This window comes from Phyllobacterium sp. GQ127, from assembly GCF_059758635.1.
The window spans coordinates 1,586,276-1,612,903 of sequence record NZ_JCAXDZ010000001.1 but is presented as its reverse complement, the minus strand read 5'-3'; the positions used below and the strand labels follow the sequence as shown (position 1 = coordinate 1,612,903).

The window sequence follows — 26,628 nt, the reverse complement described above, 5'->3', positions numbered from 1 at the left end:
ATCTTTTCTACCGCATCAAGCGCCGCGTGTACGGGCAAGCCCGTCTTTGGCCGGCTTGTAATTCGGATCAAGTTGTACGGCCTTTGCATAGGATTTGGCTGCACGGGCCTTCTCGCCGCGATGCTCATAGATGAGAGCCTGATTTGCCCAGCCTTCTGCGATGTCACCATCGAGCTTGATGGCCGTATTGAAATCGTCAAAGGCATTGTCGTCATCGCCGAGTGCGACATAGGAGATGCCACGACCATTATAAGGTTCTGCAGCATCAGGCTGTAGCGAGATCGCTGTCGAAAAGTCTTCGATAGCCTGTTTGTGCTGGTTGCGAGCCTGATAAATCAGTCCGCGATTATGATAGGCGCGAGCGTCAGTCGTGTTGAGCTGAATAGCTTGCTGGAAATCATTCAGAGCCTGGTCGAGTTTGCCCGCCTGCCGGTATAGATTACCGCGGCCAATATATGCCGTATCATATTGGGGGTTGATCTGGATGGCTCTGCTGTAATCGGCTGCCGCTTGGGCTGTGTTGCCCATATTGCGATAGACCAGCGCCCGGTTTGCATAGGCCTGATAGAAGTTTGGGTTCAACTGAAGGGCTGTGTTGAAATCTTTGATGGCATCATTGCTACGGCCCGCGCGCCCAAAGGCCGATCCGCGCACATTATAGGCTTCGGGATCTTTTGGATTATTGCGGATGACATCATTAAGCGAACTGATGTTTTCGGCAGAGCCTTGAGCTTTGTCGATCCCGGTCATATCTGTCGCAGTGGTGTTGCAGCCTGCAAGCGCTAAAGCCATTACGGATGCCAATAAGAGGCCAGCGATTCTTGTCGATCCCTTGATCGATTCAGGTTTGCGGTATGAAGCCATTTCCATTGAATGTGTCATATTCCAATTGTCCTGTTCAACCAAAGCCTTTGCAAGCGAAAATGTTCCTATTCCGACAAACGAAAAAAGGGCGGTGTGACACAAGCCACTCCACCCCTTGTCGCGTCAAGGCGTCGATAGTTGTCTATTAACGAGCCGCGGAAGCGCGGGCCGGAACTTTCTTAACAGGCATCGGCAAGAGGCCTTCACGCTGAGCCTGCTTACGAGCCAGCTTGCGAGCACGGCTGATTGCTTCTGCCTTCTGGCGAGCACGCTTGATCGACGGCTTTTCGTAATGATCATGCATCTTCATTTCGCGGAACATGCCTTCGCGCTGCATCTTCTTCTTGAGGACGCGGAGGGCCTGATCAACATTATTTTCGCGTACGAGTACCTGCACGGTTTTTCCTGTATCTCTTAGAATTTCGTTGAGCCTGATTTTTGACGCCTGTCCATTGAGCAGGGAACAAAAACCAAACTTCGCGACAGTCATCTATCGCAAACTGGGGTGGCCATTAGCAGAAACTTTTATCGATGTCCATGACAGAGTTGTAAACACCGGTGAGTATTTGTCTCAAAGCGCCAGCAATTATGTAATTTGGGATTATCTAACGCGAAGCGCCAATCTCCGTCGCAAAATGGCAAAAGAGCTTTGGCTGGATGCGATACTGATGCATAAAAGCATGGTTCTGGCTTTTAAAGTCGATGTCGATATTTGAACAGGATCAAGCGACGCCACTCATTAATAATCGCTTTGCAGTGGCTATTTTGCCAAGGCCCAATTGCTAGGAATGGATGATGCGGAAATATTCGGTATTTGCTTTGGCGAGGGAGGCGTTGCGTGCCCATAAGGGCTGGGATCAGCAATGGTCTTCGCCTGAACCCAAGTCAGAATATGACGTTATTATCGTCGGAGCGGGCGGTCACGGACTGGCAACTGCGTACTACCTGGCAAAAGAACATGGCATCACCAACGTGGCCGTTTTGGAAAAGGGTTGGCTGGGCGGTGGCAATACCGGCCGCAACACGACCATTATCCGCTCGAATTATCTATATGACGAATCGGCAGGTATTTACGAACATGCTGTGAAGCTCTGGGAGGGGCTGAGTCAGGATTTGAATTACAATGTGATGTATTCGGCGCGGGGCGTAATGATGCTTGCGCACAATATCCATGATGTTCAGGTCTTCAAACGGCACATCCACGCAAACCGGCTGAACGGCATCGATAATGAGTGGCTGACACCGGAGCAGGTCAAGGAATTTTGCCCACCGATCAACCTTTCATCAGATGCGCGTTATCCCATCATCGGCGCTGCCTTGCAGCGGCGTGGTGGTACGGCGCGGCATGATGCGGTTGCGTGGGGCTATGCCCGCGCTGCCGCGGACCGAGGCGTTCACATCATCCAAAATTGCGAGGTTACGGGTATTCGTCGCGCTCCAAATGGCGCTGTGCTTGGCGTAGATACCAATCGTGGCCCGATCAATGCCAAGAAAGTTGGTGTTGTCGCCGCCGGTCACACCTCTGTTTTGATGAACATGGCGGGTGTTCGTATGCCGCTCGAGAGCTATCCGCTGCAGGCCCTGGTTTCAGAGCCGGTCAAGCCGCTTATTCCCTGCGTGATCATGTCGAATACGGTCCATGCCTATATCTCGCAGTCGGATAAGGGCGAGATGGTCATTGGCGCTGGTACAGATCAGTACACATCCTATTCGCAGACAGGCGGACTGCACATTATCAACCATACGCTCGATGCGATCTGCGAGATGTTCCCGGTTCTCACGCGCCTGAAAATGCTGCGGTCCTGGGGTGGCATTGTTGATGTGACACCCGATCGTTCTCCCATTCTCGCAAAGACACCTGTGCCAGGGCTTTACGTTAATTGCGGTTGGGGAACAGGCGGTTTTAAAGCCACTCCCGGTTCGGGCAATGTTTTCGCCCATACGATTGCGCGCGACGAGCCGCACAGGATCAATGCGCCGTTCACGCTTGAGCGGTTCACGACCGGGCGTTTGATCGATGAAGCCGCTGCTGCGGCTGTTGCACACTGATTTTCAAGAGAGATAGATATTATGCTTCTCATCAAATGCCCCTATTGCGAAGAAGAGCGTCCGGAACTGGAGTTCCGCAATGCAGGCGAAGCGCATCTTGTGCGCAATTCTTCGATCATTGAACAGTCCGACGAGGATTTCGCGTCTTATCTCTATTTCAGGCAGAACCCCAAAGGTTTGCAATTTGAACGCTGGCGCCACATTCATGGCTGCGGACGATTCTTCAATGCTGTTCGCGATTCAGTGTCGGACAAATTCCTGACCGTTTACAAGGCTGGTGAGCCAAAGCCTGAATTGGACGCACTTCTGTCCGCAAATGCTTCACAAGAAGTGGCATCGGTAAAAAAACGTGCGCCCCGCACAAAGAAAGCGGAGCTTTGATTTATGGCTCAATCCACTCATTCCGGCAGCAATCGCATTGCAGGCATTGGCCGCCTCGTTCCTGCAAAAACAGTGCGATTTACCTTTGACGGTCAAAATTTGACAGGACTGGAAGGTGACACACTCGCCTCGGCTCTGCTTGCTAACGGCATCCACCTGGTTGGTCGTTCGTTCAAATATCACCGGCCACGTGGCATTCTTTCCGCAGGCAGCGAAGAGCCGAATGCTCTTGTTGATATCGAGCGGGACAAGTCACGTAAACAGCCAAATGTTCGTGCGACAGTCCAAGAAATCTACGATGGCCTGAAGGCAAAATCGCAAAACCGCTGGCCGTCGCTGACATTCGACATTGGCGCGATCAATGATGTTTTTTCGCCAATGCTGCCAGCTGGTTTTTACTACAAAACTTTCATGTGGCCGAAATTCGCGTGGAAAACGATATATGAACCGAAAATCCGCGCAGCCGCTGGACTCGGTGTCGTACCGGGCGAGCCCGATACGGATCGTTACTCCAATCGCTTTGCGCATTGTGACGTACTGGTAATTGGCGCTGGAGCCGCAGGCCTTGCGGCAGCTTTAAGTGCGGCGTCCACTGGCTTGCAAGTTATTCTTTGCGACGAGCAGCCCGAGGTTGGTGGCGCATTGCGCTATGAAAATGACGTTCAGATTGATGGCATCAGTGGTTACGAATGGGCTGTTGCAGCCTACGCCAAACTGCGCGAAATGAAAAATGTTCGGGTCCTTACCCGCACAACGGCGTTCGGTTACTATGCGCAAAACTTTGTTGGGCTGGTTGAACGACTTAGCGACCATTTAAGCCGCCCTGCTGCTGAAATGCCCCGTGAGCGTCTCTGGCAGGTTCGAGCAAGCAAGGTGGTTCTGGCAACAGGTGCCATTGAACGACATATGGTTTTTGCCAATAATGACCGCCCGGGCATTATGCTCGCATCTGCCGCCCGCCTGTTTCTCAACCAGTTTGGCGTTGCAGTTGGCCGAAAGGTGGGAATCTATACCGCCAACGACTCGGCCTACGCAGCAGCGATCGACTTAAAGCGTGCCGGCATTGACGTGCCGGTCATTGTGGATACACGCAATAACCCATCATCCGCCATTATTGATGAGGCGCGCTCACTCGGCATAGAGGTGCTGACCGGCCATGCTGTCTACAGCGCTGGCGGCAAGCGTCGCATTTCCTCCATATCCATCAAGCCAAACGAGGGTGGAATCGAGCGAAAGATCACAGTTGACGCGTTGATCATGTCGGCGGGCTGGACGCCTTCGGTTCACCTCTTTTCGCAGTCGCGTGGCAAGGTGGCTTGGGACGCCGACAATGAGCGCTTCCTGCCGGGAACTTACGCGCAAAATTGCGTGTCCGTCGGTGCATGCAACGGTACCGACAATTTGCAGTCTGCCCTCGATGAGGCCATTGCGGCTGGCGGCGGGCAAGCTGGTACAATAGTTGCAACTGGTGGCACCAATTGGATCGCCGGGATGATCGGATCTGCTCCGGGAGCAGGGGCCGATACGACCGTTAAAGCTTTTGTGGATTTCCAGAATGACGTGACCGCCAAAGACGTCAGGCTGGCGGTTCGCGAAGGCATGCACTCCATAGAGCATATCAAGCGTTTTACTACCAATGGTATGGCGACGGACCAAGGCAAGACATCCAATCTGCATGGTCTGGCTATTGCCGCGGAAGCTTTGGACAAGCCGATTCCATCGGTGGGTCTCACAACGTTCCGGGCGCCATTCACGCCTGTCACTTTTGGCGCGATCGTCAATCATGCCCGCCATGATTTGTTTGATCCGACGCGCCGCACACCCATGCATGCCTGGCACGAGGCTCAAGGCGCTCCGTTTGAGGATGTCGGACAGTGGAAACGTGCATGGTATTATCCTCAAGCTGGCGAGGACATGCACGCGGCAGTCAATCGGGAATGTGTTGCTGTACGCAATCAAGCGGGCATTTTTGATGCTTCAACATTGGGCAAGATCGAAGTTGTTGGGCCTGACTCGGCCAAATTTCTCGAACTCCTATATACAAATCCTTGGGAAAAGCTCGGAGTGGGCCGCTGCCGTTATGGCATCATGCTGCGGGAAGATGGTTTTATCTACGATGACGGTGTTGTCGGTCGTCTCGCAGAAGACCGGTTCCATGTGACAACGACAACGGGTGGTGCTCCACGCGTGATGCACCATATGGAGGATTACCTTCAGACTGAATTCCCACATCTGAACGTATGGTTGACCTCGACAACAGAGCAATGGGCTGTAATCGCCGTGCAAGGTCCGAAGGCCCGTGAAATCATTTCGCCGCTCGTGGAAGGAATTGATCTCTCGAACGAAGCCATGCCGCATATGAGTGTGCGGGAGGGTAAAATTTGTGGTGTTCCCACCCGCTTGTTCCGCATGTCGTTTACCGGTGAAGCTGGTTACGAAATCAACGTACCAGCGGACTACGGCAAAGCCGTTTGGGAAGCGGTCTATGAACAGGGTAAGCCGTTTGGCCTTACGCCTTACGGTACTGAAACAATGCACGTCCTGCGTGCGGAAAAGGGTTACATCATTGTCGGCCAGGATACTGACGGAACTGTTACCCCGCAGGATGCCGGTCTGACTTGGGCCATCGGCAAGAATAAAACGGATTATGTTGGTATTCGTGGTCTTCTGCGCCGTGATCTTGTTTCTGATGGGCGCAAACAGCTTGTCGGATTGAAGACAGTCGATCCGAAGATTGTGTTGGAGGAGGGTGCGCAAATCGTGGCCAATCCTAACCAGCCTGTTCCGATGACAATGATCGGCCATGTTACATCTTCCTACTGGTCAGAAAATTGCGGTCGTTCCATTGCACTGGCGCTGGTGATCGACGGAACAAAGCGATTAGGCGAGAGACTTTACGTGCCAATGCCAAATGGTGTGATCGAGGTTGAAGTAACCGGAATGGTCTTCTTCGATGAAAAAGGAGAACGGCTCAATGGTTGAGGTTATCGGCGCAACACGACTGCATCCGTTGCAGGCCGGTCATTCCAGCGCTTTATCCGTTTCGATAACGCTGGCTGAAAATGCCACTCGCTTATCGCTTCGTGCCCGGGAAGATGCAATTCCTGCGATTTCGAAGGCTCTTGGCCTGTCATTGCCAACGAAGCCCAAGACGTCCACATCCGAGGGCACGAGATCAGCACTATGGTTGGGTCCTGATGAATGGCTCATCATTGATACCGCAGATAGCAGTGTCGTCGCAGATATTGCCAAAGCTAAAGTTCTACATTCTGCGGTAGATATTTCGCATCGCAATATAGGAATTTTGGTTTCCGGCAAGGGGGCCGATGCTGTGGTCAACGGTGGGTGTCCGCAAGATCTTTCACTGGCAGTATTTCCGGTAGGAGCTGCTTCGAGGACAGTCCTCGGCAAGATCGAGATTGTCCTTTGGCGCTTGGCTGAAAATGAGTTCCGCGTGGAATGCTGGCGGTCATTCTCAAACTATGCCTATGCGTTTCTTCAGGAATCTGCTCGAGACGTTGCCGTGTAACTAAGAGATAGGTTCCTTTCGGGCCGACAGTAAAATTCGGTTTTCAGATGGATAATGGTAGAGCCTGTGCACTAAGCAAGGTGCCGGCAATCTGAGCGCATACAAAACAAGGACTGCGCTCGCGACATTTGCAATGATGTGCAATTTTCCGGATATGATGTAAACAGGCGCTGACTGCGTCGACAAACACAATTACGCCGTCGTTTTTTATGATGGGATGCGGATGACCACCGATTCGGTGGTCAGCTTGCATAGAGAAGCATATGGCGGTCAAGAAACGTCTGGTTATCAATTTCACTGGTTATGAAGGTTTGCATCCTGATGCAGTTCGTGGGCGTTATCTGAATAGTTCAGGTGACTTCAATAGGTTGTGGAACACAAAAACGATTGCCGGGCCAATGGTGGGCGAGGGGTCTGGTGTTGCTGCCATGCCCATTGAGACTACGGGAGCGAATTGGAGCACCGAAACCGAATTCTGCCAGTATGGCACTGCCGATATTTTCGATATCTATTCTGCACGAGGCGTCATCACCCGTTTTGCGACAGGCTTGATGGCCTTTCTTGATATTCTTTTATCGGGCACCTTCTATCGATACCTGCGCACCAGCTGGCGATTTTGCCTCTTCTTCATGTGGCCCTTTGCTCTTGCCTGCATAATAACGATGGTACTGCTTGGCGTCGGTTTGTCGCCCATCTGGGCAGACTTCAATCCTTGGCATTTGGTATGGAGTGTTCCCCTCGCGCTTGTAGCTTGCCGTATCCTTATTCGCTGGCCGGGAGATAAAATATTCTTTTCCTATCTGCTTGATGATTGGGCTGCGGCGTCTGATCGAATTCATGGTCGCAACAGTGAGTTGCTTCTGCGTCGTCGCGGTTTCGCCGATCACCTGATCAGGAAGCTGGAGGCAAGTGACGCGGATGAGGTCATTATAATTTCCCATAGCCTGGGAACTGTGCCAGCCGTAGAAGCAATCGCTGATGTCTGGCGCGCGCAACCGGAGCTATTGAAAAACAGACCGGTATCGCTGGTTGCAGCGGGCTCGTGTCTCCTGATGATCGCATTGCACCCCCGAGCAATAAGCTTGAAGGAAGATATCCGGATTGTCATGCAGGAAACGCCAGTACTTTGGGTGGAGTTCCAGGCCATTTCCGACATCATACATTTTTATAAGTCAGATCCGGCAGGGGCGCTGGGGATTGAACCGAAGGTAGCGCCCATCATCCGTCGAATAAGATTCAAGAATGTTCACAAGCCAGCGCGGTATGCGCGGGCAAAGAAGAATTTCTTCAAGATGCATCTGTTGTTTCTCAAAGGAGCACAGATACGCAACACCTACGACATGGGCATGTTTGTGCAGGGGCCCTTTATGTTTGCCGAATTGATGACCAAGTATGACGGAGAAGCGGCGCCACTTGATGAGAAGGGTAGGATAGGCTGAAAACCTCAATCTATTTCTGGTGGATGCTCGAGCACTGCAATTGTCAGCCAATTTGCCACTAATGCAGGCTTGATAAGGTTTTCGACGTCCAAAGTGACTTCGTAATTGTTGAGGACACGGCCTGAGGGGCGGATATCAGCATCCACAAGCTTGAAGCGTGCACGCACACGCCTGCCAGTATTGACTGGAGACATGAAGCGCACTTTGTCAAAACCGTAATTGATACCCATTGTGGCACCTTCAATCATCGGCAGTGCTTCATAGGCCAGGGTGGAAAGCAATGAAATCGTCAGGAAGCCATGGGCGATGGTGCCGCCAAACGGAGTTTCTTTTGCAGCACGCTCCGGGTCGACGTGAATGAATTGATGATCGTCGGTAGCGTCGGCAAACAGATTGATCATTTCCTGCGTGACGGTACGCCATTCGGAGCAACCGATTTCAGTCCCGACCGCTGCTTTCAATTGTTTGAGCGTTATCGCTTCTTTCATAATATCGACTTTCCAAACATATGCAGAATGTGGTTTGTTTCGATAGTCGGTTCCGCCCAGATTGTCATCCCTGAACTGTCCATTGAGCAATATCGTCGCGTTCACCGATCAGTGCCAGTCCGTGCGCAATAGAGAGGAGTTCACCCCCGCTCTCGATCCGGCCCTCGTCAAAGCGTTTGGTGAAAATGCTTCGAACAGCAGGGACAAAGGATGTTCCACCCGTCAAGAACACTTTATCGATTGAGTCCGGAGACGTGTTTGTTTTTGTCAGGACTTCATCCAGCGCGCCTTCAATCCTATCCAGATCTTCTGTTATCCAGCTTTCAAAATCTGAACGTTTGATCGTCTTTTTGCCGCCGGACCCGAGAGGGGCAAAATTGAACTCGGCTTCTTCCGCCGATGATAGTGCCATCTTCGTTGCGGACACTGCCTGATAGAGCGGGTATCCTTCGTCATGTTCGACGAGATCAACAAAAGTCTCAAGTTTTTCCGGATCACAACTACTGCGGACAAGCTTCTTTAACTCGACGAATTCACGTGAGGTTTTGAAGATAGAAAGCTGGTTCCAGCGTCCAAAATTTGCATACCAAGACGAAGGAACTTCCAGCCTTTTGTCAAAACTCTTGAAATATGTTCCCTTGCCAATCTGTGGCGCAACGATCTGGTCTATCATGCGATAGTCGAAATGGTCGCCCGCAACGCCGACGCCAGAATGACCGACTGGTGTCGCCTTCAATTTGCCTGCGAAGCTTTCAAACCGAATGATCGAATAGTCAGTCGTGCCGCCACCGAAGTCAGCTACCAAGACTGTCGCATCTGATTTTAAATGTTGAGCGAAATAAAAGGCAGCAGCGACGGGCTCATAAACGAAGTGCATTTCAGGAAAACCAAAACGCGTGAGCGCCTCGCTATAGCGCTGCATTGCCAGTTCCGGTTTGGGATTGGCTCCCGCGAAATGGACGGGGCGACCGGTTACGATCCGGTTGACCTCGGACGGCCAATTATCGTCCGCATATACTCGCAACCGCTTTATGAAAATCTCCATGAGATCTTCAAAAGTTTGCCGTTTCGCAAAGATCAATGTGCCTTGAAAGAGGGCACTTGCCGCAAATGTCTTTATGGATTGGAGAAAACGGCATTCGCCAGGATGATCAATGAATTGCCGTATCGCCGCGTGCCCGGCCTCAACCTTCAAAGAGGCAGCACCCGCCAGGGGATCCTTCATGAAAGACAGTGCCGTCCGCATGCTATCGGCTTCGCCAGCCCGACTAGTGAATGTCATTGACCGTGTGGTGGCTCCATCTGCCAATGCCATGACGGAATTGGTTGTGCCAAAGTCAAAACCCAGCGCCTGAGCCATGGCCGCGCTCCTTGTGCTGTTATATTTTGCTATTTTTTGCGCGCTCAATGCGCTTTCGATTTGGGAGGCGCGTCATCGCACACCATTGCGCGCTATGCAAGGGACAGCTTGTGATCGCTCTTTATGAAATCAACGAAAGCGCGTAACGGCGCAGGCATATGATTGCGGCTGGGATAATAGAGCCGAGGGCCGGTAAAACTGAGCCACCAGGATTGCATTACAGGCACAAGTTCACCGCTTTGGAATGCAGGCGTAATCGTTTCTTCGAAAGTGTATATCAAGCCAAGGCCAGCAATCGCCGCTCCGAGCTCAACTTCGATAGAAGATGCGAGCAAAGGACCCTTGGGAGTAACTTTCACAGTTTTCCCATTCTTTTCAAACTCCCATGCAAAGGAGACGCCGCTCGCAAAGCGATGGCGAATGCAGGCATGGTTGATGAGATCGCGCGGGTGCTCTGGCGTGCCATGAGTGTCAAGGTAATCAGGTGCTGCGGCCAGAACAAACCGCTGCGTGCGCGGCCCGATTGGAATTGCGATCATGTCGCGTTCAATACTCTCATCATAGCGAATACCGGCATCAAAGCCCGCGGCGAGGATATCAATGAATGTATCGCTTGCGAGGATGTCGAGACTGATCCCTGGATGACTAAGAAGGAACCTGTTGACGATTGGTGGTAGGATACTACGGGCGACGATAATCGGCACGTTTAACTTGAGTGTTCCAGTGGGGCTGTCGCGGAAGCTGTTTAAGGCATCCAGCGCGCCAGCGATCTCGCCCATTGCGGGCTTTAAACGCTCCAGCAATTGCGTACAGGCGTCCGTTGGTGTGACGCTTCGTGTGGTCCTGTTCAAAAGGCGGACATTAAGCCGCTCTTCAAGGCGGCGTATTGCATCGCTGAGTGATGATGCGGAAACGCCGCGAACTTTTGCTGCAGCCCGAAAGCTGCGGGTTTCCGTGATCGCGACCAACGCGCTCAAATCAGAAAGGTCAGGCTCATTCATTGTACGCTTTTCCGAACAACCCGTGCATGATAAAGCGGATTATCGCACAAATTGAAATCTTTTATAGTTGCATGCGACAGCTCGTAAACAGGAAAATACGGAGTTTTAGAATGCAATATCATCAACTTGGTGCAACTGGCCCGAAGGTTTCTGAAATTGGACTCGGTTGCATGGGCATGTCAGGCATGTATGGACCCTCCGATCGTGCCGAGAGCATTGCTACAGTTCATGCCGCTTTGGATGCCGGTATCAACTTGCTGGATACGGGCGATTTTTACGGTATGGGCCACAATGAAATGCTGATAGCTGAGGCATTGAAGGGCAGAAAGCGTGAAGATGCGCTGATAAGCGTTAAATTCGGAGCGCTTCGCGATCCGAGTGCCGGATGGATCGGATTTGATGGAAGACCCGCGGCGGTCAAGTCTTCGCTCGCCTATACGCTTCAACGGCTGAATGTTAATTATATCGATGTTTACCGACCAGCCCGGCTTGACCCTGATGTGCCAATTGAAGACACAATCGGCGCAATCGCCGATATGGTAAAGGCAGGTTACGTCAAACATATTGGCCTGTCCGAGGTTGGTTCGGCAACGATACGGCGTGCGGCTGCCGTTCACCCGATTGTTGATCTCCAGATTGAGTACTCGTTGATCTCACGCGGCATTGAGGACGGCATTTTGCAAACTTGCCGCGAGCTTGGCATCAGCATCACTGCCTATGGCGTGCTTTCGCGCGGACTGATCAGTGGGCATTGGCAGAAGGATGCAGCGGCACCTACCGATTTCCGTGCGTATAGTCCCCGGTTCCAGGGCGAAAATGTCGACAAGAATTTGGCGCTTGTCGAGGCGCTCAAAGCGATTGCTGACAAGAAGGGCGCTTCTGTCGCACAGATCGCCATCGCATGGGTTGCTGCGCAGGGTAAGGATATCATTCCGATTGTGGGCGCTAGGCGTCGTGACAGGTTGACTGAATCCTTGGGTTCCCTTGACGTTGCACTCACCGGTGAGGACTTGGAAGCGATCGAAAAAGCTGTGCCAAAAGGCTCGGCAGCGGGCGCCCGTTATGCCGCTGCACAGATGGCGCATCTCGATAGTGAAGTCAGCGCACATGGTTAGATAGATAGGGCCGGTCTGTCAGCCCTATCTAAATAGACACAGATTAGCCTGCGGTTTTGTTCGCGGGCTTTTCTTTATGCCCGCCGAACTCGCTGCGCATGGCGGAGAGAATCTTGTTGGCAAAGTCAGCATTGCCGCGCGATGAGAACCGTTCCTGCAAAGCAGCGCTGAGGACGGGCGTTGGCACAGCTTCATCTATGGCAGCGATGACGGTCCAGCGTCCTTCACCGGAATCGGAAACATGGCCTTCATAGCTCTCCAGGCCGGGATCACCATAAAGGGCATCGGCAGTCAAATCGAGCAACCATGAACTGATAACACTGCCACGACGCCACACTTCGGCGATCTCTGGCAAATCAAGCTTGTATTGATAATGTTCTGGATTTTGCAATGGCGTGGTTTCCGCGTCAACTACATGCTCACGCATGCCGATGTCCGCATTTCGCAGAATATTCAGACCTTCGGCGTAAGCTGCCATCAACCCATACTCGATGCCATTATGGACCATTTTGACGAAGTGTCCGGCACCGTGTGGTCCACAATGCAGAAACCCCTGATCTGCTGTACTGGCAATGTCTTTCGGGCGGCTTTCAGTGATCGGCAAGTCACCTTTGCCAGGTGCGAGAGCGGCAAAAATGGGAGAGAGATGCTCAACGGTGGGTTTTTCGCCGCCGATCATGAGACAATAGCCGCGCTCCAGGCCGAATACGCCGCCGCTGGTCCCCACATCAACATAGTGGAGACTTTTTGACCGCAAGGCTCCGCTGCGCCTGATGTCATCATGATAATAGGAATTGCCACCGTCGATCAGGATATCGTCCTTATCCAGCAATGGTACGAGTTGATCCAGAACTTTGTCGACAACAGCAGCGGGAAGCATAAGCCAAACAACCCGTGGTTTGGACAGTTTGGAAACGAAATCCTGCAGAGACGCACTTGCGGTAGCCCCCAGCGCTTCCAATGCAGCCATGCTTTCAGCGCGCGCGTCATAAACAACGCATTCGTGTCCGTGCTGCATCAGCCGTTGGGTCATATTGTTACCCATACGGCCCAATCCAATCATACCGAGTTGCATTTCTAAATCTCCGGGGGAAGGTTGAAAAATATCCTTGAAGGGATGGCATTACGGGCCAGGTCGCTATGTTACCGGACGGCAGGCAATCTGCTTCCTGATTTATCAACGGCGGCGCGAAGCGTGTCAATGTCAGTCACTCGCGGATAGAGCTCCCGGCCCACGATGAAGGCGGGTGTGCCGGCTAGCCCTAGTGATTTTGCCTGCGCAGCGTTATGATCCAACCGCCCTTGTATGGTATCGAAATTTTGTTCCAAGGCATCCCTGACCCGGTCAGTGTGGATGCCAGCTGCTCGTAAGGTTTCATCTACCCGTTTCAGCGTGAGCCTGCCCGGCACCTTCATGAGAGCGCCGAATGCTTGTTCGTGTTGGCCGCTATACCCAGCGGCCAAAGCCATTCTTGAAGCGTAAACTGAAGTATCTCCGAATATGGGCCAATCTCTCATAATCAATCGTATCGATTTATTGTCTTTCAGCAGTTCTTCCAGTTGAGGATGAAGCTTTTTGCAATTGGGGCATTGATATTCGAAGAATTCGACGATTGTCACGCTGCCTTTCGGGTTGCCAAATACAGCCCACATAGGATGATCTTCCCGTGGCTGTTCTTTCGCCTCAGTTATCTTAGGTAAAAATACGCTGCTTAAAGCCACAGTCAGAAGATAACGGCGATTCAAAAATGGATTGGTCATCAGTTCCCCGGCCAGCATTATCTGCTCGCCATCATGGCGAAAGGAACGGCATATTTGGGGCGCCGGATTGAGAAAAACGAGTAAAAGCCGGTGGCTTGGATTCGTCCGCTTTTATCAGATCGGCAGCGCAACAATATCGATGTGATCGCTGTCCGCTGTGTGCACATCGTTCATTATCGCCGGAACATCCTGTCCCCGGTCAAGTAATGTGCCCTCTGCAGTGATAATGGAAATTTGATAGCCAAGGTCTATAAGGAATTTCAAATAGGTCTCGGGCGTGACGCTGGATATCCAGCCGATTAGATTTGGGCTGAATTCGCTGACAATAATGGGGCGAAATTTTCTCAATGTATTTATCATGCCGGTAAAGGCGCGGTATTCTGCACCCTCAATGTCGATCTTGACGAAATCAACCCGATTCCAGTCATGCAAGACATCATCGAGCCGTACGCAAGGGATTAAGCGTTTGATTTCGAGTGACTGTCCCGATTGAAGCGTAGCGCTGACGCCGTTGGAACCGGATCCATTCAGGGCGAGTACATCGGTTTTATCACCGACCGCGCTCAAAAGAACATTAACGTGGCTGAAGGAATTCGCGTCGCGACTTGCCACGAGCAAACGACCGTTTTCGACATTCGGCTCTACCGCCAGAACGCGTCCCTGGCTTCCGACCAGTTTCGCACAGAGCATGGTGAAGTAACCAATATTCGCCCCGATATCTATGACGTGCATTCCCGGCTTGACGTATTGTTCGAATACCCTCGTCACATTTGGTTCATAGGCACCACCAATGACATTGATCCCGACATCCGGATCATTTCGATCCGCATAAATCCATGCGTCATTGAGAAAGACCTTTTCGATCTGCCGATCAGATGCTGGGTCAAGTAAGCGGCGGCTCTGAAACTCAAGTGAGTTGAGATACATGCGAACAATGCTTTCAAGCGGCTGACCTACATAAGTGTAGTGAGATTTTTCAACTTCGTTCATTGTTCGACCCAAAATCAAACGGAACGCATAATCTATGTCAGTGGTAGTCGTGATCATCATTGTTCTGGCACCCGATTATAAAGCGCTTATATCTCTTGAGAGGAGTGCGCGGGGGCAATATTCAACGCTGTGATAATCAAACGCAAGGGCGTTTGTATATTTCAGAACTCAAAGTAAACGCGGAAATTCTTTCATTCCTACTGATAGATAAAAGTAGTTCGAGGGACATGCGAGGGGGCGTAGCTGACCAAACGCGGACTATTCAGAGTCTTCCTTGCTGATGCTACAAGGAAAGGCGCAGTGCAGGGCAAACACGCGCATTACGGCATTCGCCTTAACTATCAACAATAGAGAGGAAGGTCAGATGGTGGGCGTGACAGGGATTGAACCTGTGACCCCTACGATGTCAACGTAGTGCTCTCCCGCTGAGCTACACGCCCATCTGCCGGGCGCATACACCATATTGAATTGTGTCCGTCAATAGCTGTTAAAGGAACTTATCGGGCTTTCTTGCAGGAATATCGGATTAGCTCGGCGCAATCAGGCTGCGACGAGCATTTTTTCGATTTCATTGACGAGATCGCGCAAGTGAAATGGCTTGGATAGAACCTTGGCATCTTTTGGTGCCTGCGAATCGGCATTTAAAGCCACGGCAGCAAAACCAGTGATAAACATAATCTTCAGGTCCGGATCGATTTCAGATGCCCGGCGGGCCAATTCGATCCCGTCCATTTCCGGCATGACAATATCCGTCAGCAACAAGGAAAATGGCTCTTCACGGAGACGATCATAGGCGCTGGCTCCATTGTCGAAATGCGTGACGTGATAGCCAGCTTTCTCCAGCGCCTTCACCAGGAAGCGCCGCATATCATTGTCGTCTTCTGCAAGAAGTATTCTTTTCATCGGTCCGTCCGAATTATCTAGCGCCGATCATCCCCAGACCAGCGTTCTGTAAAATCTACAAAGCGCTTTTTTGGTAAAGATCACGTGAATGATTTGCTAGAAATAAGGCTGAACGCGAGAAATGTCGAGGTGGTCCGGCGCGGATAGATCATCTTAAGAAAGATCAGCGAATGTTGCTTGCACGATCAATTCCATTACAGGCAAACTTGATCTAGAGTATTCAGGCATTGCCTGCAGGTTCAGCAATAACATTTGAAGTGAATGATGACCGTCAACCGCGATTTCCCCGATAGCTCTCCATTTGAATTGCGGCAGCCATCCGATCAGCGCATTCCATTTGTTTTTAACTCACCCCATAGCGGCCGTTTCTATCCACCGACATTCATCCTGCAATCACAGCTTGATGCTCATACCATCCGCCGCTCGGAAGATTGCTTTGTGGATCAGCTCTTCGCATCAGCCGTAATGCTGGGGGCCCCGTTAATGCTGGCGCATTTCCCGCGTGCCTATCTTGACGTCAATCGCGAGCCCTATGAACTCGACCCTAAAATGTTTTTGGAGCCGCTGCCTTCGTTTGCGAATGGACATTCTGCCAGGGTGGCAGGCGGCCTCGGCACGATTCCGCGGCTTGTTGGGGAAGGGCAGGAAATCTACGCGCAAAAATTTCATATTTCGGAAGCGCTCGGACGCATCGATAGTATCTACAAGCCCTATCATTTAATGCTCGGAAATGTGCTTGCGACGACATGTGCCCGTTTTGGCTATGGCGTACTGGTCGATTGCCATTCAATGCCTGCCAGTATCCGCTTTCCAGAAAGCGGAATGCGCCCGGATTTCATCATAGGCGACCGATTTGGCACGAGTTGCGCGCCCGAATTAGCCAGCGCCGCCATACAATTGTTGCGCGAAATGGGTTATGTGGTTGCACACAACAAGCCTTATGCCGGCGGCTACATCACTGAACATTATGGCCGTCCCCTGAAGCATATGCACGCATTGCAGATCGAGGTTAATCGCGGCCTTTATCTGAATGAGAATACCTACGAAAAAAAACCCGGATTTGAGCAGCTCCAACGGGATATCGGACTGTTCCTTGCGGACCTGGTTTCCCTGCCGGATTTTTATTTTCTCGATACGCCCTTGGCGGCAGAATAGGGATCCACACCATATCTCAATAAAAAAGACCGCGCGTGAGCGCGGCCTAAGTCTAGGGAGGAAACGCCCAAGGAGGGCATAGACAGGTCGCCCCGTCCATTTTCTAGTTTATGCTGCGTCGCACAAATGTCAAGGTATTTGAGTGATTTTTTAGCATTCTTATATCATGCCTAAAAAACGCGCATAAATTGCGCGGTTTGATCACAAAAGAGAATAATAAAGTCATCAGGAGCTATTTTGGTCATCGATCTTACCTTTTTGAAGCAAATCGCCGAGGTTGCAGCCCAGCAGACACTGCCGCGTTTTCGCACAGTAGCGCTGGTCGATAATAAATATCAGACAGGGTTTGATCCGGTTACCGAAGCTGACAGGGAAGCCGAGCGAGCCATACGTAGCTTGATAAATGCAACTTTCCCCGAACATGGAATTCTAGGCGAGGAATTTGGTGGAGAGAATTTAGCGCAGCCAAACATTTGGGTCATTGATCCTATTGATGGGACGCGGGCCTTCATCTCCGGCCTGCCGGTATGGGGAACGCTGGCTGGACTGACAATCAATGGCGATGCGGTGGCGGGGGTAATGTCTCAGCCATTCACGCGCGAGCTTTTCATGTGCGATGGCGATGCCTCTTGGTACGAAGGACCTGACGGGGTTCGGCGTTTGCAAACGCGCAAGACCACCGAACTGGCCGAGGCAACATTGTTTACGACTACGCCAGCGCTCTTCAAGGGTGCGCAGCGGGAAGCCTATGACAGGATCGAGTCAACGGCGCGCCTCGCGCGTTACGGTACAGATTGCTACGCTTACGCAATGTTGGCATCAGGATTTGTCGATTTAGTGATCGAAACCGGACTTCACCCATATGATATCGTGGCGTTGATTCCTATCATCGAAAAGGCCGGTGGCGTTATCACAACCTGGGATGGTGGCGCGGCGGAAAAAGCAGGCGACATTGTTGCGGCGGCTACACCGGAACTGCACGCCAAAGCGCTGGCCTTGCTCAATCAGTAAGCTCTGTCTCGTCCGATAATTGCGTTGGTTCGTTGCCTGTTCCCGGAATGAAGGCATCGAATGCTGCAAAAAACTGTTCGCGATAGAAATCAGCCTCCTGCAGAATCTCATGCTTTGCACCATCAATTGTGAGAAGAGTGGTGTTGCGCAGTTGCACAGCATAACGCTCTATCGCCGGGGTTGAGACAATGGTGTCCGCGCCAGCCGCGATAATCAGTAATGGAATGCGTATTTTCTCGATAAATTCAGGGCGATTGACCCTGTTAATCGCTTTTGCGGCAGCGACAATCCAGCTTGCTGTCGGGCCACCAAGAGCGAGTTCCGGCGCTTGTTCGAGTACATCGCATTGGCGCTTGTAACGGCTGGCATCCGATGTCACCGGGTTGTTTTCAAAAGGCCTGGCCTTGTATGGGCCGCTGAGCATGTAGGTTCTGCCAAGCCCAATGGAGCGCAGCGAGTTTGCGACGATCCTTGCCGTCATTCTTTGTAAGCGCGTCATGGGAATATCAAGCAGGGGTGATGTCAGGACCATGCGATGGATTCGGTTGGACATGGAGGGCGCTGCAAGCAGTGCTATGAGGGCACCGGTGGAGTGAGCCAGAACATAGAACGGGCCCTTGCAATCGGGCAGAAGCACGGTTTCGAAAAACCTTTCGAAGTCGGCAACATAATGTTCAAAGCTTTTTATATGGCCTCGCGCCGCATCACGTAAAATACGGCTTGAGGCCCCTTGGCCACGCCAGTCAAATGTGGCCACTGTAAAACCGCGCGCCGCAATATCCCTGGCTGTTTCGAAATATTTTTCGATACATTCGCTACGACCGTGCAAAATAATGACAGTTCCGCGGATCTGGGATGTGCTGGCGGGGATGATTGCATAACGCAGTTGCTTGCGATCCGGCAGTTCAAAGCTATCGACACGGGTACCCGCGGGAATAGGGTTGGACGCAATTTCGACGAGTGATCGGATCATGTGCGGTCGGGTGCCTCAAAGAGCAAGTTGCCTCCGTGATAAAGCCGCTCCGACAGAACGTCAAACAATGCCTGAAACGGCAAAGCTAAAAATAAAGATCGACCGGAAACTCTGCCTGAGAGCTTCCGGTCAGTACATTGCAGATGGAAGGGACGTTACATCTGCAATGATTTCGGCTTTTTTATCAGTAGGCCGGATTGATCTCGATGCTGAAGCCGGAGCGGCGATCACGGTCACGTCCGACGCGGCGGGTTTCAAGAATTTCGCCTCTGCGGGATACGACGACAATCACCGGATTGCCGCGGCGAGAAGCTCTTACAAAATAACGGCCACGTTCGAAATCGATATCGCGAACCCGGTAACCGCGACGCTCCAGCATGCGGGCAACATCGCGTGGCCCAAAGCGTTCACGGCGGTCATCGCGCCAGTCCGAACGGTCGCGATCGTAACGGCCACGATCCTGAATGAGATAGCCATCCGACTCGTCCTGCTCCAGATAGATGGCAGGTGAGTTATCGCGATAATAACGTTCCTGAGCAAATGCCGAGGAGGCGAAGCCGGTGATCAAAACGGCGGCTGCAGTAAGAGCGATAAGGGGTCTTTTCATTGTCCTATCCTTTATATGCCGGACCGTATCCGACCTTGGGTGTAGTTATAAAATCATCGAGCTGAACGTATTCCGAAGATGATGTTCATTTTGCGTTCATTGAACGTCGCAGTTTCATACAAATAGACTTGAAACCAGGAATTGCGCTTACCAAATATGGTTTGCAGCCGCCATATCGGGGTTGCTGGTTCAACAGAATTTGCCACATCGGGGATTCTGACGTGAATCAAAAAACGCAAACATTGTCGCTCTAAAGGAGGGCTTACCCATGCGTCACGTTGATTTTTCACCACTCTACCGTTCAACCGTCGGTTTCGACCGGCTTTTCACGATTCTCGACAGTTTGGCTCAGCCGGAAGGTGCCCAAACTTATCCGCCCTATAATATTGAGCGGACAGGCGAGAACACCTATCGCATCACAATGGCCGTTGCCGGGTTCTCTGAGGATGAAATCCAGATTGAAGCCCACCGCAACCAGCTCAAGGTGACGGGCGAAAAAACTGCTGAAAAGTCGGAAGATTCCGAGACATTATATCGCGGTATTGCGTCTCGCGCATTTGAGCGCCGTTTCCATCTTGCCGATTTCGTCGAGGTAAATGGGGCCAGCCTGAAAAACGGCTTGCTGCACATTAATCTCAAGCGCGAAATTCCGGAAGAGATGAAGCCGCGCAAGATTGCGGTTACGGCTTTGTCCGATAACGAAGCCAAGCAGATAGAAGCAAAAGCCACTCACTAAGCGGCTACTGCAATGAGTGGAGAGCGGCGCAGCGATGCGCCGCTTTTTATGCGATCAGATCGCCAAATTGGCGGATTTCTTCTTGCGTCGTAGCAAAGCTGGTTACGAGGCGGATCATTGTTTCGTCATTTGCAAGCAGGTTTTCTTCGTTGTGGGGTGGCTTCCACTCATAAAAAATGGCTCCGCTTGCCTGTAGGCTCGCCACAACACCCTTGGGGGCAATCGCAAAGACTTCGTTTGCCTGGGGTTGCCAGGCAAGTCTCATCTTCTTCGAACCAGCAATTTGTTCTGCAAGAAAGCGCGCCATCGTATTGGCGTGGGTCGCGAGCTCCAGCCATAATCCGCCAGCAAAATAGGCTTCGAATTGCGCTGCAACGAAACGCGACTTTGAAAAGAGCTGCGCGGATCTCTTTCGGATAAAGGGCACGTCCTTTGCCTGATCGGGGTTCATGAATATCAATGCTTCTGCACACCAGCAGCCGTTCTTGGTTCCTCCGAACGACAAAATGTCGACACCCTGTTTCCACGTCATATCCGCAGGACTGCAGCCAAGGGTAATGAGCGCATTGGCAAAGCGAGCGCCATCCATATGGAGTGGCAGGCTATTATCCTTGCACAGTGCTGAAATCGCTGAAATTTCGCCGAGCTCATAGATGGTGCCGATTTCTGTGGATTGGGTAATTGAGACACCCATTGGCTGTCCGGCGTGCACATTCCCGGGGGCGAATCCCCGAATAGCTGTTTTAAGATTATTAGTATCAATACGCCCGGTCGGACCGTCTACCGGCTGAAAACGGCCTCCAGCTGAGAGAAAGCCTGGTGCTCCGCCCTCGTCCTCAATCAGATGGGCCTCACGATGAGCGAAGGTTACGCCGCCTGGCCTGCCGATGGCAGCTTGGGCAAGCGAGTTGGCGGCAGTGCCAGTTCCGACGAAGAAAACGGCGACCTCCCGTTCAAAGATTGTGTTGAATGTTTCATCTATTGCGCGGTCGAGCGTGCTGGTGCCGTAAGCCGAGGCAAAGCCATCGGAATGCCGGTTTAAATTCGCGGCAATTTTGGGGTGGGCGCCAGCCCAGTTATCGGACGCAAAGTGCATGAAGCAAACCTCTCTTCAGGATGGATGAGCAGAGGCTTACGCCTTTAGAAGCATAGTGGAAAGCAGCCGTAACTGTTAATAATGGAGGAAGTAACTATTCAGCATTCTATTTTTAGCGGAAACACCTGCTCTCGTAACTAATGCGAGCAAATTGACAATTTGACGCAATCTTCTTTCGTGGAATGATGTTATTTTTTGCTTTTCCATCTTGTTTGTTTGGAATAATTCTGGCATACGCTGATACGACAGCATTGCTGTCCTATTTGCGGAGACTGATAATTGAGGACGGCAGTCAAGTGCTTTCGTCCTTCTTAAGGTGCCCGCAATCTACAATCGGAAGATATGCCGCATGAAGCGGGGCAGGAATTATGCTATTCCGTCCCATATGACTAAGACCGCCCTGTGAGGGCTTCAATGGAGGAATTGACGATGTCGGATTTGACGCCATCTGTAACGACTGAACTCGCTCAGGCCGTACAGAATCGTGCGGTCAAAACCAATAAATTGTCAGGTTTCCCCAAAGCCCAAGGCCTTTACGATCCCCGTAATGAACATGACGCATGTGGTGTGGGCTTCGTTGCCCATATGAAGGGTGTGAAGTCCCGTAAGATCATCGAAGACGGGCTTTTCATGCTCGAAAACCTGACCCATCGCGGCGCTGTTGGTGCCGATCCATTGATGGGCGACGGTGCTGGCATGCTTGTCCAGATTCCGGACGCGTTTTTTCGCGCGGAATGGGCAGAAAAGGGTGTCGAGCTTCCTCCGGTCAATCAATATGCCGTTGGCTATTTCTTCATGCCGCAGGACCCGGAAGAGCGTGCACATATCGAGCAAGTCGTAGCGGAAGTTATTGCTTCGGAAGGCCAGACACTTATCGGTTTCCGTGACGTGCCCGTTGATAATTCGTCTTTGTCAAAGGCTCCGCATATTGCTGCCACCGAGCCGTTTCATCGTCAGGTCTTCATTGGACGCAACCCGAATATTGAATCCAATGAAGACTTCGAAGGTCGCCTGTTTGTCCTGCGCAAGGTGATTTCAAACCGTATCTATCAAGAGAACGGTGGCAAGGAGAGCGACTTTTACGTTGTCTCAATGTCTGCCCGTACGATTGTCTATAAGGGCATGTTTCTCGCCTATCAGGTGGGTGCCTATTATAAGGATCTGAAGGACCCACGCTTTGTCAGCGCTGTCGCGCTTGTGCATCAGCGGTTTTCGACAAACACGTTCCCTTCCTGGAAGCTGGCGCATCCCTACCGTATGGTTGCGCATAACGGCGAAATCAACACGTTGCGCGGCAACGTCAACTGGATGGCTGCGAGACAGGCTTCGGTTGATTCCGAGTTTTTTGGCAACGACATCTCAAAGCTCTGGCCAATTTCTTATGAAGGCCAGTCGGATACGGCGTGCTTTGATAATGCTTTGGAGTTCCTGTTTCAGGGCGGGTATTCGCTTGCCCATGCAATGATGATGCTGATCCCCGAGGCATGGTCCGGTAACAAGCTGATCGCGGATGATCGAAAAGCATTTTACGAATATCATGCTGCGCTGATGGAGCCGTGGGATGGACCAGCTGCTGTCGCGTTCACGGATGGCCGTCAAATTGGCGCGACCTTGGACCGCAATGGTCTGCGTCCAGCGCGCTATCTCGTGACTGATGATGATTTCGTGGTCATGGCCTCGGAGGCGGGTGTGCTTCCTGTGCCGGAAGAAAAGATCGTCAAGAAGTGGCGGTTGCAGCCCGGTCGCATGCTGCTGATCGATATGGAAAAGGGTGAGATTGTTTCTGATGACACGATCAAATCCGAAATAGCCAATCGCCATCCATACAAGCAGTGGCTCAAGAACACCCAGTTGATCCTGGAAGAATTGAGCCCGGTTGAGCCGCGCGCCTTGCGCAAGGATGTCAGCCTTCTCGATCGCCAGCAGGCATTCGGCTACACGCAGGAAGACACAAGAATCCTGATGTCGCCCATGGCGACGACGGGCCAGGAAGCCATTGGTTCGATGGGTACTGACACGCCGATCTCGGCAATGTCTGACAAGTCGAAGATGCTTTATACCTATTTCAAGCAGAACTTCGCACAGGTCACCAATCCGCCGATTGATCCGATCCGTGAAGAGCTGGTGATGAGTCTTGTTTCATTCATCGGTCCACGCCCAAATCTTTTCGATCTGGTTGGAACATCGCGCCGCAAGCGGCTGGAAGTACGCCAGCCCATCCTGACCAATGGAGATCTGGAGAAAATTCGCTCCATCGGCCATACGGAAGATCGTTTTGACACCAAGACGCTCGATACGGCCTATAATGTTGAAGAAGGCGCTGCTGGAATGGCCGGTGCCGTGGAGCGGCTTTGTGATCGCGCTGAAGCGGCGGTTCACGGCGGCTACAACATCATCATTCTTTCCGATCGCCAAGTTGGTCCGGACCGGATTCCAATCCCGGCGCTTCTCGCAACCGCGGCCGTTCACCATCATCTGATCCGCAAAGGGCTGCGTACGTCGGTTGGTCTCGTGGTTGAGTCGGGCGAGCCGCGTGAAGTGCATCACTTCTGCTGCCTTGCAGGTTATGGTGCGGAAGCAATTAATCCGTATCTGGCTTTTGATACATTGCTCGATATGCACAAGCGGGGTGAATTTCCGCCGGAAGTGGATTCGAGGGAAGTTGTATCGCGCTACATCAAGTCCATCGGCAAGGGCATCCTCAAGGTCATGTCGAAGATGGGCATTTCGACCTATCAGTCCTATTGCGGTGCTCAGATTTTTGACGCTGTCGGGTTGAAGTCGGAATTTGTTGATCGCTTCTTCTTTGGTACGGCGACGATGATCGAAGGCGTAGGACTTGAGGAAATAGCGGAAGAAACAGTGCGCCGCCATCGTGACGCCTTTGGCAATGATCCTGTTTTGTCCACTACACTCGATGTTGGCGGCGAGTATGCCTATCGCATGCGCGGTGAAGCACATTTGTGGTCGCCGGACGCGGTAGCAAAGCTGCAGCATGCCGTGCGTACGGACTCGGCCAGCACGTTTAAAGAATATTCCGATATGGTGAACAGCCAATCGGCGAGGGCCAAGACCATTCGTGGCCTGTTCAATATCAAAATGGCTGCCGATACCGGACGAAAGCCAGTTTCGATTGATGATGTCGAACCTGCAAAAGAGATCGTAAAGCGATTCTCCACCGGCGCCATGTCGTTCGGCTCGATCAGCCGCGAAGCCCATACAACATTGGCTGTGGCGATGAACCGTATTGGCGGTAAGTCGAACACTGGTGAAGGCGGCGAGGAGCCTGATCGTTTCTACCCGCTGCCCGATGGCAAGCCAAACCCGGAACGTTCGGCGATCAAGCAGGTGGCGTCAGGTCGCTTTGGTGTCACAACCGAATATCTCGTCAATTCTGACATGATGCAGATCAAGGTTGCCCAGGGCGCAAAGCCCGGTGAGGGTGGTCAGCTTCCCGGACATAAGGTCGATGCGACAGTTGCCAAGACCCGTCACTCGACGCCCGGTGTTGGCCTGATTTCGCCGCCGCCGCATCATGACATCTATTCCATCGAAGATCTGGCGCAGCTGATCTACGATTTGAAGAACGTCAATCCCGAAGCGGATGTGTCGGTCAAGCTTGTTTCGGAAGTTGGTGTAGGCACAGTTGCTGCCGGTGTGGCCAAGGCACGCGCTGATCATATTACCATTTCCGGTTATGATGGCGGCACAGGTGCATCGCCGCTGACGTCGCTCAAGCATGCCGGTAGCCCTTGGGAGATGGGTCTTGCTGAAACCCAGCAAACGCTGGTGCTTAACGGGCTTCGCTCGCGCATAGCCTTGCAGGTCGATGGTGGCCTGCGAACCGGTCGTGACGTGATTGTCGGCGCACTTTTGGGAGCGGACGAGTTTGGCTTCTCTACCGCTCCATTGATAGCGGCAGGGTGCATCATGATGCGCAAGTGCCACTTGAACACCTGTCCCGTTGGCGTTGCAACGCAGGATCCGGTCTTGCGCAAGCGCTTCAAGGGCACGCCTGAGCATGTGATCAACTTCTTCTTCTATATGGCGGAAGAAGTTCGTCAGTTCCTGGCTGAGATGGGTTACACGCGGTTCGAAGAGATCGTCGGCAAGGCCGAACTTCTCGAAAAGCGCGAGGCGATTGATCATTGGAAAGCCAAAGGGCTCGATTTCTCTCGCATATTCCACAAGCCGGAAGCGCCTGAGGAAAAGACACGTTGGACAGAACGACAAAACCATCCAATCTTCGATATTCTCGACCGCAAGCTTATTGAGCAGGCGCTGCCCGCCCTCGAAAGCAAGCAACCGGTCAAGATCGAAATGGGCATCAAGAATGTGGATCGCTCTGTAGGTGCAATGCTTTCTGGTGAAGTTGCCAAGCGTTATCGGCACAAGGGACTAAAAGAAGATACAATCTCGGTGAGATTCACAGGTACGGCCGGGCAATCTTTTGCTGCATTTTTGGCCAGAGGCATCTCCTTCGAGTTGATTGGCGACGGCAATGATTATGTAGGCAAGGGACTTTGCGGTGGCCGCATTGTCATTCGCCCGCCTGAAAATACGAAAATCGTGCCGGAAGATTCAATCATCGTTGGCAATACCGTGCTGTACGGAGCAATTGAAGGCGAGGCTTATTTCCGTGGGGTCGCGGGCGAACGGTTTGCTGTTCGTAATTCCGGAGCAATTGCCGTTGTAGAAGGCACCGGCGATCATGGTTGTGAGTATATGACCGGCGGTGTTGTTGTCGTCATTGGTCAAACGGGCCGAAACTTCGCAGCGGGTATGTCCGGCGGCGTCGCCTATGTCCTTGATGAAGCTGGAGATTTTGCCCAGCGTTGCAACATGGCCATGGTTGAGCTGGAGCCTGTTCCGGAAGAAGATGACATCCTTGAGAAGCTTCATCATCATGGCGGTGATCTGGCACATAAGGGGCGTGTTGATGTTTCGGCCAATATGACAAGGCATGATGAAGAACGTCTGGTTCAACTGATTTCGAACCATATGCACTATACGGGTTCTGGCCGCGCGAAAGAAATTCTCGATAATTGGGAGAGTTTCAGGCCGAAATTCGTGAAAGTTATGCCGGTGGAATACCGACGCGCGCTCGAGGATATGGAGCGTATGCGGATGGGTGTCGCAGCCGAATAGTTTCAATGCCTTAGCTTCGAGC

The 26,628-nt window shown here is 52.1% G+C and carries 23 protein-coding genes and 1 tRNA gene; 11 read left to right on the top strand and 13 right to left on the bottom strand.

Going from position 1 to position 26,628, the window contains the following annotated elements; genetic code table 11:
- Positions 1-15 precede the first annotated feature (15 nt).
- Complete coding sequence (locus AC6CHM_RS08140) at positions 16-882, bottom strand: tetratricopeptide repeat protein (RefSeq protein WP_115053206.1); 867 nt, start codon at positions 880-882, stop codon at positions 16-18.
- Between the two features lie 127 nt (positions 883-1,009).
- Positions 1,010-1,261: a 30S ribosomal protein S21 gene (rpsU, locus tag AC6CHM_RS08135; protein ID WP_008124734.1), complete on the bottom strand. Its 252-nt coding sequence runs from the start codon at positions 1,259-1,261 to the stop codon at positions 1,010-1,012.
- Positions 1,262-1,289: 28 nt separating this feature from the next.
- On the opposite strand from rpsU, the gene AC6CHM_RS08130 reads away from it, so the two are divergent.
- The 6 genes from AC6CHM_RS08130 (at position 1,290) to AC6CHM_RS08105 (ending at position 8,262) form a co-directional block, all read left to right on the top strand.
- Positions 1,290-1,580, top strand: coding sequence for a hypothetical protein (locus tag AC6CHM_RS08130; protein WP_162802448.1), 291 nt, complete (start codon positions 1,290-1,292; stop codon positions 1,578-1,580).
- 79 nt (positions 1,581-1,659) lie between these two features.
- Positions 1,660-2,913, top strand: coding sequence for a sarcosine oxidase subunit beta family protein (locus AC6CHM_RS08125; RefSeq protein ID WP_115052232.1), 1,254 nt, complete (start codon positions 1,660-1,662; stop codon positions 2,911-2,913).
- Positions 2,914-2,934: 21 nt separating this feature from the next.
- Positions 2,935-3,294, top strand: coding sequence for a sarcosine oxidase subunit delta (locus AC6CHM_RS08120; protein ID WP_115052233.1), 360 nt, complete (start codon positions 2,935-2,937; stop codon positions 3,292-3,294).
- A gap of 3 nt (positions 3,295-3,297) precedes the next feature.
- Positions 3,298-6,276, top strand: coding sequence for a sarcosine oxidase subunit alpha (locus AC6CHM_RS08115; protein WP_498172611.1), 2,979 nt, complete (start codon positions 3,298-3,300; stop codon positions 6,274-6,276).
- Complete coding sequence (locus AC6CHM_RS08110; RefSeq protein WP_498172610.1) at positions 6,269-6,823, top strand: sarcosine oxidase subunit gamma; 555 nt, start codon at positions 6,269-6,271, stop codon at positions 6,821-6,823. Before AC6CHM_RS08115 ends, AC6CHM_RS08110 begins: the two co-directional genes overlap by 8 nt.
- A 263-nt stretch (positions 6,824-7,086) precedes the next feature.
- Positions 7,087-8,262 (top strand): alpha/beta hydrolase, encoded by a 1,176-nt coding sequence (locus AC6CHM_RS08105; protein WP_115052236.1) that lies wholly within the window; start codon positions 7,087-7,089, stop codon positions 8,260-8,262.
- 5 nt (positions 8,263-8,267) lie between these two features.
- Here the strand turns inward: AC6CHM_RS08105 and AC6CHM_RS08100 are convergent, their stop codons facing one another.
- The 3 genes from AC6CHM_RS08100 to AC6CHM_RS08090 all read right to left on the bottom strand — a co-directional run bounded on the left by AC6CHM_RS08100 (position 8,268) and on the right by AC6CHM_RS08090 (position 11,111).
- The gene (locus tag AC6CHM_RS08100) at positions 8,268-8,750 is read right to left on the bottom strand and encodes a MaoC family dehydratase (RefSeq protein ID WP_498172609.1); all 483 of its coding nucleotides are present in this window, start codon (positions 8,748-8,750) and stop codon (positions 8,268-8,270) included.
- A gap of 64 nt (positions 8,751-8,814) precedes the next feature.
- A complete protein-coding gene (locus AC6CHM_RS08095; RefSeq protein WP_498172607.1) occupies positions 8,815-10,110 on the bottom strand; it encodes an Hsp70 family protein in 1,296 nt (431 codons plus the stop codon).
- 92 nt (positions 10,111-10,202) lie between these two features.
- Complete coding sequence (locus tag AC6CHM_RS08090) at positions 10,203-11,111, bottom strand: LysR family transcriptional regulator (protein WP_307279956.1); 909 nt, start codon at positions 11,109-11,111, stop codon at positions 10,203-10,205.
- A 110-nt stretch (positions 11,112-11,221) separates the two neighbouring features.
- Here AC6CHM_RS08090 and AC6CHM_RS08085 point away from each other — a divergent pair, with 110 nt between their 5' ends.
- Positions 11,222-12,226 (top strand): aldo/keto reductase, encoded by a 1,005-nt coding sequence (locus AC6CHM_RS08085; protein WP_498172606.1) that lies wholly within the window; start codon positions 11,222-11,224, stop codon positions 12,224-12,226.
- A 43-nt stretch (positions 12,227-12,269) separates the two neighbouring features.
- Here AC6CHM_RS08085 and gnd read toward each other — a convergent pair whose 3' ends face one another.
- The 5 genes from gnd to cpdR all read right to left on the bottom strand — a co-directional run bounded on the left by gnd (position 12,270) and on the right by cpdR (position 15,880).
- Positions 12,270-13,301 (bottom strand): phosphogluconate dehydrogenase (NAD(+)-dependent, decarboxylating), encoded by a 1,032-nt coding sequence (gene gnd, locus AC6CHM_RS08080; protein ID WP_498172604.1) that lies wholly within the window; start codon positions 13,299-13,301, stop codon positions 12,270-12,272.
- 68 nt (positions 13,302-13,369) lie between these two features.
- Positions 13,370-13,987: a DsbA family protein gene (locus tag AC6CHM_RS08075; RefSeq protein WP_498172602.1), complete on the bottom strand. Its 618-nt coding sequence runs from the start codon at positions 13,985-13,987 to the stop codon at positions 13,370-13,372.
- A gap of 114 nt (positions 13,988-14,101) precedes the next feature.
- On the bottom strand, positions 14,102-14,977 hold the full coding sequence (locus AC6CHM_RS08070; protein WP_337354402.1) for an FkbM family methyltransferase: 876 nt from the start codon (positions 14,975-14,977) through the stop codon (positions 14,102-14,104).
- A gap of 365 nt (positions 14,978-15,342) precedes the next feature.
- A tRNA-Val gene (locus AC6CHM_RS08065) sits at positions 15,343-15,417 on the bottom strand.
- A gap of 100 nt (positions 15,418-15,517) precedes the next feature.
- Positions 15,518-15,880, bottom strand: a complete 363-nt coding sequence (gene cpdR, locus AC6CHM_RS08060) for a cell cycle two-component system response regulator CpdR (RefSeq protein ID WP_115052244.1) — start codon at positions 15,878-15,880, stop codon at positions 15,518-15,520.
- A 264-nt stretch (positions 15,881-16,144) separates the two neighbouring features.
- Here cpdR and AC6CHM_RS08055 point away from each other — a divergent pair, with 264 nt between their 5' ends.
- Both AC6CHM_RS08055 and hisN read left to right on the top strand, forming a co-directional pair.
- A complete protein-coding gene (locus AC6CHM_RS08055; protein ID WP_115052245.1) occupies positions 16,145-17,035 on the top strand; it encodes an N-formylglutamate amidohydrolase in 891 nt (296 codons plus the stop codon).
- 237 nt (positions 17,036-17,272) lie between these two features.
- The gene (gene hisN, locus AC6CHM_RS08050) at positions 17,273-18,046 is read left to right on the top strand and encodes a histidinol-phosphatase (protein WP_115052246.1); all 774 of its coding nucleotides are present in this window, start codon (positions 17,273-17,275) and stop codon (positions 18,044-18,046) included.
- On the opposite strand, the gene AC6CHM_RS08045 is transcribed toward hisN, so the two are convergent.
- Positions 18,036-19,019, bottom strand: a complete 984-nt coding sequence (locus AC6CHM_RS08045) for an alpha/beta fold hydrolase (protein ID WP_498172601.1) — start codon at positions 19,017-19,019, stop codon at positions 18,036-18,038. The two genes, hisN and AC6CHM_RS08045, sit on opposite strands and share 11 nt — an antisense overlap.
- Before the next feature lie 184 nt (positions 19,020-19,203).
- Entirely contained in the window at positions 19,204-19,626 is a 423-nt protein-coding gene (locus AC6CHM_RS08040) for a hypothetical protein (protein WP_115052248.1), read from the bottom strand.
- Positions 19,627-19,894: 268 nt separating this feature from the next.
- Here AC6CHM_RS08040 and AC6CHM_RS08035 point away from each other — a divergent pair, with 268 nt between their 5' ends.
- Entirely contained in the window at positions 19,895-20,362 is a 468-nt protein-coding gene (locus AC6CHM_RS08035; protein ID WP_498172599.1) for an Hsp20 family protein, read from the top strand.
- Positions 20,363-20,408: 46 nt separating this feature from the next.
- Here AC6CHM_RS08035 and AC6CHM_RS08030 read toward each other — a convergent pair whose 3' ends face one another.
- Positions 20,409-21,458 (bottom strand): threonine aldolase family protein, encoded by a 1,050-nt coding sequence (locus tag AC6CHM_RS08030; RefSeq protein WP_498172598.1) that lies wholly within the window; start codon positions 21,456-21,458, stop codon positions 20,409-20,411.
- Between the two features lie 429 nt (positions 21,459-21,887).
- Between AC6CHM_RS08030 and gltB the strand changes: the two genes are divergently transcribed.
- Positions 21,888-26,606, top strand: a complete 4,719-nt coding sequence (gltB, locus tag AC6CHM_RS08025; protein WP_498172597.1) for a glutamate synthase large subunit — start codon at positions 21,888-21,890, stop codon at positions 26,604-26,606.
- The last annotated feature ends 22 nt before the right edge of the window (positions 26,607-26,628 follow it).

Coding starts and splice junctions, on each gene's coding strand:
- AC6CHM_RS08140 (WP_115053206.1), bottom strand. CDS start 882: ATGACACATTCAATGGAAATGGCTTCATACCGCAAACCTGAATCGATC.
- AC6CHM_RS08125 (WP_115052232.1), top strand. CDS start 1,660: ATGCGGAAATATTCGGTATTTGCTTTGGCGAGGGAGGCGTTGCGTGCC.
- AC6CHM_RS08120 (WP_115052233.1), top strand. CDS start 2,935: ATGCTTCTCATCAAATGCCCCTATTGCGAAGAAGAGCGTCCGGAACTG.
- AC6CHM_RS08115 (WP_498172611.1), top strand. CDS start 3,298: ATGGCTCAATCCACTCATTCCGGCAGCAATCGCATTGCAGGCATTGGC.
- AC6CHM_RS08110 (WP_498172610.1), top strand. CDS start 6,269: ATGGTTGAGGTTATCGGCGCAACACGACTGCATCCGTTGCAGGCCGGT.
- AC6CHM_RS08105 (WP_115052236.1), top strand. CDS start 7,087: ATGGCGGTCAAGAAACGTCTGGTTATCAATTTCACTGGTTATGAAGGT.
- AC6CHM_RS08100 (WP_498172609.1), bottom strand. CDS start 8,750: ATGAAAGAAGCGATAACGCTCAAACAATTGAAAGCAGCGGTCGGGACT.
- AC6CHM_RS08095 (WP_498172607.1), bottom strand. CDS start 10,110: ATGGCTCAGGCGCTGGGTTTTGACTTTGGCACAACCAATTCCGTCATG.
- AC6CHM_RS08090 (WP_307279956.1), bottom strand. CDS start 11,111: ATGAATGAGCCTGACCTTTCTGATTTGAGCGCGTTGGTCGCGATCACG.
- AC6CHM_RS08085 (WP_498172606.1), top strand. CDS start 11,222: ATGCAATATCATCAACTTGGTGCAACTGGCCCGAAGGTTTCTGAAATT.
- gnd (WP_498172604.1), bottom strand. CDS start 13,301: ATGCAACTCGGTATGATTGGATTGGGCCGTATGGGTAACAATATGACC.
- AC6CHM_RS08075 (WP_498172602.1), bottom strand. CDS start 13,987: ATGACCAATCCATTTTTGAATCGCCGTTATCTTCTGACTGTGGCTTTA.
- AC6CHM_RS08070 (WP_337354402.1), bottom strand. CDS start 14,977: ATGAACGAAGTTGAAAAATCTCACTACACTTATGTAGGTCAGCCGCTT.
- cpdR (WP_115052244.1), bottom strand. CDS start 15,880: ATGAAAAGAATACTTCTTGCAGAAGACGACAATGATATGCGGCGCTTC.
- AC6CHM_RS08055 (WP_115052245.1), top strand. CDS start 16,145: ATGACCGTCAACCGCGATTTCCCCGATAGCTCTCCATTTGAATTGCGG.
- AC6CHM_RS08045 (WP_498172601.1), bottom strand. CDS start 19,019: ATGATCCGATCACTCGTCGAAATTGCGTCCAACCCTATTCCCGCGGGT.
- AC6CHM_RS08040 (WP_115052248.1), bottom strand. CDS start 19,626: ATGAAAAGACCCCTTATCGCTCTTACTGCAGCCGCCGTTTTGATCACC.
- AC6CHM_RS08035 (WP_498172599.1), top strand. CDS start 19,895: ATGCGTCACGTTGATTTTTCACCACTCTACCGTTCAACCGTCGGTTTC.
- AC6CHM_RS08030 (WP_498172598.1), bottom strand. CDS start 21,458: ATGCACTTTGCGTCCGATAACTGGGCTGGCGCCCACCCCAAAATTGCC.
- gltB (WP_498172597.1), top strand. CDS start 21,888: ATGTCGGATTTGACGCCATCTGTAACGACTGAACTCGCTCAGGCCGTA.